The 8,627-nt window shown below is 73.4% G+C and carries 9 protein-coding genes (1 of these 9 running past the window's edge); 6 read left to right on the forward strand and 3 right to left on the reverse strand.

Going from position 1 to position 8,627, the window contains the following annotated elements; translation table 11 throughout:
* Window positions 1-2 precede the first annotated feature (2 nt).
* From LCD35_RS07235 to LCD35_RS07260, 6 genes are all read left to right on the forward strand, one after another.
* Window positions 3-635, forward strand: a complete 633-nt coding sequence (locus LCD35_RS07235) for a TetR/AcrR family transcriptional regulator (protein WP_224955737.1) — start codon at window positions 3-5, stop codon at window positions 633-635.
* Window positions 636-907: 272 nt separating this feature from the next.
* On the forward strand, window positions 908-2,206 hold the full coding sequence (locus LCD35_RS07240; protein WP_224967017.1) for an MFS transporter: 1,299 nt from the start codon (window positions 908-910) through the stop codon (window positions 2,204-2,206).
* A complete protein-coding gene (locus tag LCD35_RS07245) occupies window positions 2,203-2,553 on the forward strand; it encodes an L-rhamnose mutarotase (RefSeq protein ID WP_224955739.1) in 351 nt (116 codons plus the stop codon). Before LCD35_RS07240 ends, LCD35_RS07245 begins: the two co-directional genes overlap by 4 nt.
* Window positions 2,550-3,719, forward strand: a complete 1,170-nt coding sequence (gene rhaI / locus LCD35_RS07250; RefSeq protein WP_224967018.1) for an L-rhamnose isomerase — start codon at window positions 2,550-2,552, stop codon at window positions 3,717-3,719. Before LCD35_RS07245 ends, rhaI begins: the two co-directional genes overlap by 4 nt.
* Window positions 3,720-3,742: 23 nt before the next feature.
* The gene (locus LCD35_RS07255; RefSeq protein ID WP_224955741.1) at window positions 3,743-5,779 is read left to right on the forward strand and encodes a bifunctional aldolase/short-chain dehydrogenase; all 2,037 of its coding nucleotides are present in this window, start codon (window positions 3,743-3,745) and stop codon (window positions 5,777-5,779) included.
* Window positions 5,776-7,170 carry a rhamnulokinase family protein gene (locus tag LCD35_RS07260; protein WP_224967019.1) on the forward strand — a complete coding sequence of 465 codons (1,395 nt, stop codon included), beginning with the start codon at window positions 5,776-5,778 and terminating at the stop codon, window positions 7,168-7,170. Before LCD35_RS07255 ends, LCD35_RS07260 begins: the two co-directional genes overlap by 4 nt.
* On the opposite strand, the gene LCD35_RS07265 is transcribed toward LCD35_RS07260, so the two are convergent.
* The 3 genes in view from LCD35_RS07265 to LCD35_RS07275 are tightly spaced (at most 46 nt apart) and all read right to left on the reverse strand, a layout consistent with a single transcriptional unit that may run on beyond the window.
* The gene (locus LCD35_RS07265) at window positions 7,157-7,822 is read right to left on the reverse strand and encodes a GntR family transcriptional regulator (protein ID WP_224955743.1); all 666 of its coding nucleotides are present in this window, start codon (window positions 7,820-7,822) and stop codon (window positions 7,157-7,159) included. The genes LCD35_RS07260 and LCD35_RS07265 overlap by 14 nt on opposite strands.
* 46 nt (window positions 7,823-7,868) lie before the next feature.
* Window positions 7,869-8,453 (reverse strand): MFS transporter, encoded by a 585-nt coding sequence (locus tag LCD35_RS07270; RefSeq protein WP_224955744.1) that lies wholly within the window; start codon window positions 8,451-8,453, stop codon window positions 7,869-7,871.
* Window positions 8,450-8,627 carry the final stretch of an MFS transporter gene (locus tag LCD35_RS07275; protein WP_225043934.1) on the reverse strand. It continues 794 nt past the right edge of the window, so 178 of the gene's 972 nt are visible here — the last part of the coding sequence; its start codon lies off the right edge, out of view; the stop codon is at window positions 8,450-8,452. Before LCD35_RS07275 ends, LCD35_RS07270 begins: the two co-directional genes overlap by 4 nt.

The following is an 8,627-nucleotide window of genomic DNA, read 5'->3' on the forward strand; positions in this document are numbered from 1 at the left end:
CGATGGCGAACCAGCCGAACCCGGGCGGCCGCCGCTACGCCGGTCTCGACCCGGCCGAGCGCGCGCGGCAGCGGCGCGCCGCCCTGCTCGACGCCGCCCAGGAGCTGTTCGGCGACCGCGGCTACCAGGCGACCTCGGTCAAGCAGCTGTGCGCGCACGCCGGGCTCACCGAGCGGTACTTCTACGAGTCCTTCCGCGACCGGGAGGCCGCGCTCACCGCCGTGTACGACAAGCTCGTCGACGGGCTGCGCGGCACGACGCTGGCCGCGGTGGCCGGGCACGAGGGCTCCGCCGACATGGTGCCGCGCGGGCTGGACGCCTTCGTCGGGTTCCTGGTGGCCGACCAGCGACGCGCGCGGATCGTGCTGGTGGAAGTGGTCGGGGTGTCGGCGGCGCTGGAGGCGCGGCGGCACGCGGTGCTCACCGAGTTCGCCGAGCTGCTGGGCGAGAGGTGGCTGAGCGACGTCGAACCGGGCACGCAGCGGCGGCTGACGACGATCGCGCTCGTCGGCGCGGTCAACCACCTGCTGGTCGACTGGCTGCTGAGCGGGCGGACCCGGCGGCCGGAGGAACTGGTCCAGGCGTGCGCCGCGCTGTTCGCGGGAGCCAGGGATCGGCTCGTCGCGGACGGCTGATCGGTGCTTGCCACCACGGTATGTTGAAACGTTACACAGGCACGCGGGCGTCGGCCTGCACCCGACTGGACCAGTCCGCTGATCGAACAGGACGCGGCTGAACGCGTGCCGGGCGACTGATCGCGACGCTACGGCCGATCGACCGGCACCCGGACGGGCCTTGCCCCGGCTCCACACCTCCTCCTATCGTGCAGGCCATCGATTGAAACGTTTTACCACCGGGTGCCGCGTGCCCCGAACCTGCGCATCACCGCCGATGGACAGGAGGACCGATGGGGGTCCGATTCGGTAGCAAGACCACGACCGGCTGGCGCGCGACCATCGCCGTGGCCATGTCGAACTACATCGAAGCCGGTTCGATCATCGCGATCGCCACCAGCCTCGGGCTCTGGCAGGACCGGTTCGGGCTGGACGACCTGGCCGTCGGGCTGCTCGCCGCGCTCAGCGCGAACGCCTTCGGCGCCGCCGCCGGTGCCGCCATCGGCGGACCGCTGTGCGACCGCTACGGGCGGAAGTTCATCTACACCTACGACCTGCTGCTCTACATGCTCGGCGTGCTGATCGCGGTGTTCGCCACCTCGTTCGGGATGCTGCTGACCGCGTTCGTGCTCACTGGCATCGCCGTCGGCGCCGGGGTCACCGCCTCCTGGACCTACATCGCCGAGGAGGCGCCGCCCGACCGGCGGGCCGCGCACGTCGGCGCCGCGCAGCTCGCCTGGTCGATCGGGCCGACGCTCGGCTACCTGCTCGCCGTCGTCGTCGCCCCGCTCGGGCTGCTCGGCAGCCGGTTGATCTTCCTGCACCTGTTCGTCGTCGCCGCGGTCACCTGGTGGGTGCGGCGCGGCCTCGCCGAATCGACGGTGTGGCGCAACCGCACCGCCGAATCCGGGCAGGTCACCTTCGCCGGCAGCCTGCGCGGCCTGTTCACCCGGCGGACGAACCTGCTGGCGATGCTGTTCCTGTTCGGCGTGTACGCGCTCTGGAACGGGGTCGCCGGGCAGGCCGGGATCTTCCAGCCGCGGATGTACGAGGCCGTCGGGCTCACCTCCGCCACCGAGCAGTACCTGCTGCAGGTGCTGGTGTGGGGCTGCACCAGCGCGGCCACCTACTTCGGGTTCATGCTGCTCGCCGACCGGGTCAGCCGGCGGTGGTTGTACTGCGCGGGCGCCGCGCTGGGCGTGCTCGCCTGGGCCGCGCTGATCTACGCGCCCGCGGGCACCGCCACCCTGCTGTTCTTCGCCGTCGGCTGGGGCGTGTCCTCCGGCATCGGGGCGCAGGCGTTCTACGGGCTCTGGGCCAGCGAGCTGTTCGCGACCCGCTACCGGGCCAGCGCGCAGGGCGTGCTGTTCCTCGCCGCCCGCGTGCTGGTCGGACTGCTCAGCGTCGGATTCCCCGCGCTGCTCACCCAGATCGGGCTGCGCGGGCTCGGAACCCTCATCCTCGGGCTGCTGCTCGGCTCGCTGCTGATCGGCACCGTCTGGGTGCCGCGCACCCAGGGCAAGAGCCTGGAGCAGATCGAGCGAGAGCGGTACGGCTCCGGGACCACCGGCGGCGCGGTGGTGGCGCCGTGACCCGCGTCTGCTTCCAGCTGCAGGTCGACCCGGACCGGATCGACGAGTACCTGCGCAGGCACGCCGCGGTGTGGCCGGAGATGCTGCGCGAACTGGCGGCCTCCGGGCGGCGGAACTACTCGCTGTTCCTGCGGCCCGACGGGCTGCTGATCGGCTACTACGAGACCGACTCGGTCGCCGACTCCGACGCCCACCTCGCCGCCTCCCCCGTCGCCGCCCGCTGGGAGCGGTACATGGCCGACCTGTTCGTCGGCGACGGCGGTCGCGCGGACCAGAACGCCACCGCGCTGCCCGAGGTCTTCCACCTGGCGGACCAGCTCGCACAGCACGAAGGAGCACAGCAATGACCACCACGTTCCAGGCGATCGTCCCCACCCTGGAGCGGCAGGCGATCGAACTGCCGAGCTGGGCCTTCGGCAACTCCGGAACCCGGTTCAAGGTGTTCGGCACCCCCGGTACGCCGCGCACCCCGCAGGAGAAGATCGCCGACGCCGCCAAGGTGCACGAGCTCACCGGCCTCGCCCCCGCCGTCGCGCTGCACGTCCCGTGGGACGCGGTGGACGACTTCGCCGCGCTCGGCGCGCACGCGGACGGGCTCGGGGTGCGGCTGGGCACGATCAACTCGAACACGTTCCAGGACGCCGACTACAAGTTCGGCAGCCTCACCCACGTCGACGCCGCGGTGCGGCGCAAGGCGATCGACCACCACCTGCGCTGCATCGAGATCATGCACGAGACCGGGTCCACCGACCTGAAGATCTGGCTCGCCGACGGCACCAACTATCCGGGACAGGGTTCGCTGCGGTCCCGGCAGGACCGGCTCGCCGACTCGCTCGCCGAGATCTACGCGGCGCTCGGCGAGCACCAGCGGCTCGTGCTGGAGTACAAGTTCTTCGAACCGGCCTTCTACCACACCGACGTCCCCGACTGGGGAACCTCGTTCGTGCAGGTCAGCGCGCTCGGCGAGCGGGCCTTCACCTGCCTGGACACCGGGCACCACGCGCCGGGCACCAACATCGAGTTCATCGTGATGCAGCTGCTGCGGCTGGGGAAGCTCGGGTCGTTCGACTTCAACTCGCGGTTCTACGCCGACGACGACCTCATCGTCGGTGCCGCCGACCCGTTCCAGCTGTTCCGGATCCTGCACGAGGTGGTGGCCGGCGGTGGGCTGGACGAGGGCTCGCCGGTGCGCTTCATGCTCGACCAGTGCCACAACGTGGAGGAGAAGATCCCCGGCCAGATCCGCTCGGTGCTCAACGTGCAGGAGATGACGGCCCGCGCGCTGCTGGTGGACCGCGCGGCGCTGGCGACGGCGCAGCAGGAGCACGACGTGCTCGGCGCCAACGACGTGCTGATGGACGCCTTCCACACCGATGTCCGGCCCGCGCTGGCCGAGTGGCGCGCCGCCCGCGGGCTGCCCGCCGACCCGCTGCGCGCCTACGCCGAATCCGGCCACCAGCGGGTGCTCGCCGAACAGCGCACCGGCGGCGCGCAGGCCGGGTGGGGCGCCTGATGCCCGCCCGAGGAGAGGAGACCATGCCGAACCGCACCGTCCACGACCTGATCGCGCGCAGCAACCGGCTGGGCGCCGACCCGCGCAACACCAACTACGCCGGCGGCAACACCTCCGCCAAGGGCCGCGACGTCGACCCCGTCACCGGGCAGGAGGTGGACCTGATGTGGGTGAAGGGCTCCGGCGGCGACCTGGGCACCCTCACCGAGCAGGGGCTGGCGGTGCTGCGGCTCGACCGGCTGCGCGCGCTGTCCGCGGTCTACCCCGGACCGGACCGGGAGGACGAGATGGTCGCCGCGTTCGACCACGTGCTGCACGGCAGGGGCGGTGCCGCGCCGTCCATCGACACCGCGATGCACGGCCTCGTCGACGCCTGCCACGTGGACCACCTGCACCCGGACAGCGGCATCGCGATCGCCACCGCCGCCGACGGGCCGCGGCTGACCGAGGAGATCTTCGGCGACCGGGTGGTGTGGGTGCCGTGGCGGCGGCCCGGCTGGCAGCTCGGCGAGGACATCGCCGAGATCCGGCGCACCCACCCGCGGGCCGTCGGCACCGTCCTCGGCGGGCACGGCATCACCGCGTGGGGCGGCACCGCCGAGGAGTGCGAGCGGAACTCGCGGTGGATCATCGACACCGCCGCCGAGCACATCGCCGAGCACGGCAGGCCCGAGCCGTTCGGCGCGGTCCTCGACGGGTACGCACCGCTGCCCGCCGCGGAGCGCCGGGCCAGGGCAGCGGCGCTCGCCCCCGTGCTGCGCGGGCTGGTCAGCACCGACCGGCGGCAGGTGGGTCGCTTCACCGACGGGCCCGAGGTGCTGGAATTCCTGTCCCGCGCGGAACATCCGCGGCTGGCGGCGCTCGGCACCAGCTGCCCGGACCACTTCCTGCGCACCAAGGTCGCGCCGCTGGTGCTGGACCTGCCCGCGACCGCGACCGTCGAGGAATCGGTGGCGCGGCTGCGGGAGCTGCACGAGCGGTACCGCGCGGACTACGCGGCCTACTACCGGCGGCACGCCACCCCGGACTCACCGCCGATGCGCGGTGCCGATCCGGCGATCGTGCTCGTGCCCGGCGTGGGCATGTTCAGCTACGGCGCCGACGCGCAGACCGCCCGGGTGGCGGGCGAGTTCTACGTGAACGCGATCAACGTGATGCGCGGGGCGGAGGCGCTGTCCACCTACTCCCCCATCGAGGAGGCGGAGAAGTTCCGCATCGAGTACTGGGAGCTGGAGGAGGCGAAGCTGCGGCGGCGGCCCGCGCCGAAACCGCTCGCCACGAAGGTCGCGCTGGTCACCGGGGCGGCCTCCGGCATCGGCAAGGCCACCGCCGCCCGCCTCGCCCGCGACGGCGCCACCGTGGTGCTCGCCGACCTCGACGCCGCGAAGGCCCGGGAGGCCGCGGCCGAACTCGGGTCCGCCGACGTGGCGATCGGCGTCGGCGCCGACGTCACCGACGAGGACGCGGTGCGCGCCGCCGTGGACGCGGCGGTGCTCGCGTACGGCGGGCTCGACGTGGTGGTCAACAACGCCGGCCTGTCGCTGTCGAAACCGCTGCTGGAGACCACCGCCGCCGACTGGGACCTGCAGCACGACGTGATGGCGAAGGGCTCGTTCCTGGTCAGCAAGGCGGCCGCGCGGGTGCTGATCGACCAGGGGCTCGGCGGCGACGTCGTGTACGTCGTGTCGAAGAACGGGGTGTTCGCCGGGCCGAACAACATCGCCTACTCGGCGACCAAGGCGGACCAGGCGCACCAGGTGCGGCTGCTGGCGGCCGAGCTCGGCGGGCACGGTGTCCGCGTCAACGGCGTCAACCCGGACGGTGTGGTGCGCGGCAGCGGGATCTTCGCCGGTGGCTGGGGCGCGCAGCGGGCCCAGGTGTACGGCGTCGCCGAGGAGGACCTGGGCGAGTTCTACGCCCAGCGCACCCTGCTCAAGCGCGAGGTGCTGCCCGAGCACGTGGCGAACGCGGTGTTCGCGCTGCTCGGCGGCGACCTCAGCCACACCACCGGGCTGCACGTGCCGGTGGACGCCGGGGTCGCCGCGGCGTTCCTGCGATGAGCGGCACCGTCGCCGCCGTCGACCTCGGCGCCACCAGCGGGCGGGTCGTGCTCGGGCACGCCGGGCCGGGCGAGCTGTGGATGCGCGAGCTCGCCCGGTTCCCGAACGGGCCGGTGCGGGTGCGCGGGTCGCTGCACTGGAACGTGCTGGAGCTGCACCGGCAGGTGTGCGCGGCCCTGGAGCTGGCGGCGCACGAAGCGGATCCGGTGAGCGTCGGCATCGACTCGTGGGCGGTGGACTACGCGCTGCTGCGCGGCGGCCGGATGCTCGGGACGCCGCACCACTACCGGGACGAGCGCACCAAAGCCGCCGTGGCCGACGTGCACTCGGTGATCGGGCCGGCGGAGCTGTACGAGGTCAACGGGTTGCAGCACCTGCCGTTCAACACGATCTTCCAGCTGGCCGCGGACCGGCGCAGCGGGCTGCTGGCGGCGGCCGAGCGGATGCTGCTGCTGCCGGACCTGCTGGCGTACTGGCTGACCGGCGAGCAGGTCGCCGAACGCACCAACGCCTCCACCACGGGGCTGCTGGACGTGCGCACCGCCGAGTGGTCGGAGTCGCTGGCGGCGCGCCTCGGCCACGACCGCGGGCTGCTGCCGCCGCTGGTGTCGCCGGGTGAGCGGATCGGTGCGCTCGACACCGGCGTGCCGGTCACCGCGGTCGGGTCGCACGACACCGCCTCCGCGGTGGTCGCGGTGCCCGCCCGGGACGAGTCGTTCGCCTACATCTCCTGCGGGACGTGGTCGCTGGTCGGCGTCGAGCTGGAGCGCCCGCTGCTGTCGGAGGCGGGCCGGGCCGCGAACTTCACCAACGAGCTCGGCGTCGACGGGCGGATCCGGTACCTGCACAACGTGATGGGCCTGTGGCTGCTCACCGAATGCGTCGCGGAGTGGGAGCGCACCGGACCGGCCGTGGACCTGCCCGCGCTGCTGGCGGCGGCCGCCGAGGTGCCGCCGGTGGCCGAGTTCGACGCGGACGACCCGCGGTTCCTCGCGCCCGGCGACATGCCCGCGCGCATCACCGCGTGGCTGACCGAGCACGACCGGCCGGTTCCCCGCGACCGCGCCGAGTTCACCCGGTGCATCCTGGAGAGCCTCGCGTCCGCGTACGCGGAATCCGTGGCGCGGCTGGAGATCCTCACCGGACGCGCGCTGTCCGCGGTGCACGTCGTCGGCGGCGGGGCGCGGAACGAGCTGCTGTGCCGGTTGACCGCCGAACGCACCGGCCGGCCGGTCGTCGCCGGGCCGGTCGAGGCCACCGCCCTCGGCAACGTCCTCGTGCAGGCCCGCGCCGCCGGGCTGCTGACCGGTGGCCTGGAATCGCTCCGGGCGCTGGTCCGGTCGACCGCGGAACCCCGCACCTACCGGCCCGGTGAGGTCAGAGCGCGCTGATCCGCGTCCCGTCCACTTCGGGCAGCGCGTCGATGACGCTGCGCAGGTGCTCGCGCATCGCCTGCTCGGCCGCCACCGGGTCGCCCGCGCAGATGGCGTCGACGATCGCCAGGTGCTGCGGCAGCGACACGCCGGGGCGGCCGGGGTGCAGCGCGAGGCGGAACTGGTGGCGCACGTTCTGCCCGCGCAGCCTGCTGAGCACCTCGTGCGCCGTGCGCTGCCCGCTGACGCGCAGGACCAGGGAGTGCAGCCGCTTGTTCAGCTCCGAGTAACCCCACACGTCGCCGCCGGCGACCGCGGCCCGCATCTGGTCGGCGATCTCGCGCAGCTCGGCCTTGTCGTCGTCGGTGGCGCGTTCGGCGGCGCGTGCCGCGCACAGGCCTTCGACGACCATCCGCACCTCGGTGATCTCGATGGCCTCGTCGAGCGGCACGGCGCGCACCCGGGCGCCGCGGTTCTGCACGCGTTCCACGAGGCCTTCGGTGGCCAGCTGCACCAGCGCGTTGCGGACCGCGCCGCGACCCGCGTCGAACTGCTCGGAGAGCTCGGCCTCCACCAGGCGCTGGTTGGGCGCGAAGTCGCCGCGGGTGATCGCGTCCCGGATCTCGTCGACCACCGCCGACCGCCCGGAGTCGCGCTTCGCTGTCGTCACTGGCCTACCCCGTACCGATGATTGCGAACAATTTTGTCCACCGAGTCTAACCGCCGGCCTCGGAGCGCTGCCGCGAGGAGCGCGGACCGCGGAACCGGATGGTCAGACTCGCCAGCGCCATCATCGCCGCGCCGAACAGGCCGGTGACCGCGAACGCGGTGAAACCGAGGTCGGCGCGGCCCGCGGCGAGCAGCGCACCGCCGAGCCACGGCCCGAAGACCGCGCCGAAGCGCCCCATCCCGGCCACCCAGCCCAGCGCGGTGTCCCGGTCGCCCGCGTCGTGGTGGGTGCCGACGGCCGCGTAGACCATGCTCTGCCCGCTGAACAGCAGGAGCCCGGCGAAGAACACCACGACGTAGAGCACCGCCACCGGCAGGTGCACGCCCAGCAGGTGCACGAACACCGCGGTCAGCGCGAACCAGGCGACCACGATCCGCCGTGCCCCGACCAGGTCGGCGAGCCGGCCGGCCACGACCATGCCGCCGATGCCGCCGACGTTGAGCGCGGTGGAGAACAGCAGCGCGTCACCGGTCTCGTAGCCGAGGTCACCCATGATCTTCGGCAGCCACTGCCCCACCCCGTACACCAGCATCAGCCCGGCGAAGGAGGTGAGCCAGAACAGCAGCGTCACCGGCCACCGCCCGCCGCGGAACAGCGCCCGCAGGCCCGCCCAGCGGTGCGGGGGGCCCCGGGGGGGGGGGGGGGGGGGGGGGGGGGGGGGGGGGGGGGGGGGGCCCGCGCCCCCCCCCCCGGCCCCCCCCCCCCGCCGGGGGGGGGGGGGCCCCCCCCCCCCCCGGGGGGGTAG

It is taken from the genome of Saccharopolyspora sp. 6V (assembly GCF_020176785.1).
Classification (GTDB): Bacteria; Actinomycetota; Actinomycetes; order Mycobacteriales; family Pseudonocardiaceae; genus Saccharopolyspora_C; species Saccharopolyspora_C gregorii.

Excerpts from the sequence above, each read along its gene's own strand:
- LCD35_RS07255 (WP_224955741.1), top strand. The coding sequence starts at position 3,743 with ATGCCGAACCGCACCGTCCACGACCTGATCGCGCGCAGCAACCGGCTG.
- LCD35_RS07260 (WP_224967019.1), top strand. The coding sequence starts at position 5,776 with ATGAGCGGCACCGTCGCCGCCGTCGACCTCGGCGCCACCAGCGGGCGG.
- rhaI (WP_224967018.1), top strand. The coding sequence starts at position 2,550 with ATGACCACCACGTTCCAGGCGATCGTCCCCACCCTGGAGCGGCAGGCG.
- LCD35_RS07235 (WP_224955737.1), top strand. The coding sequence starts at position 3 with ATGGCGAACCAGCCGAACCCGGGCGGCCGCCGCTACGCCGGTCTCGAC.
- LCD35_RS07240 (WP_224967017.1), top strand. The coding sequence starts at position 908 with ATGGGGGTCCGATTCGGTAGCAAGACCACGACCGGCTGGCGCGCGACC.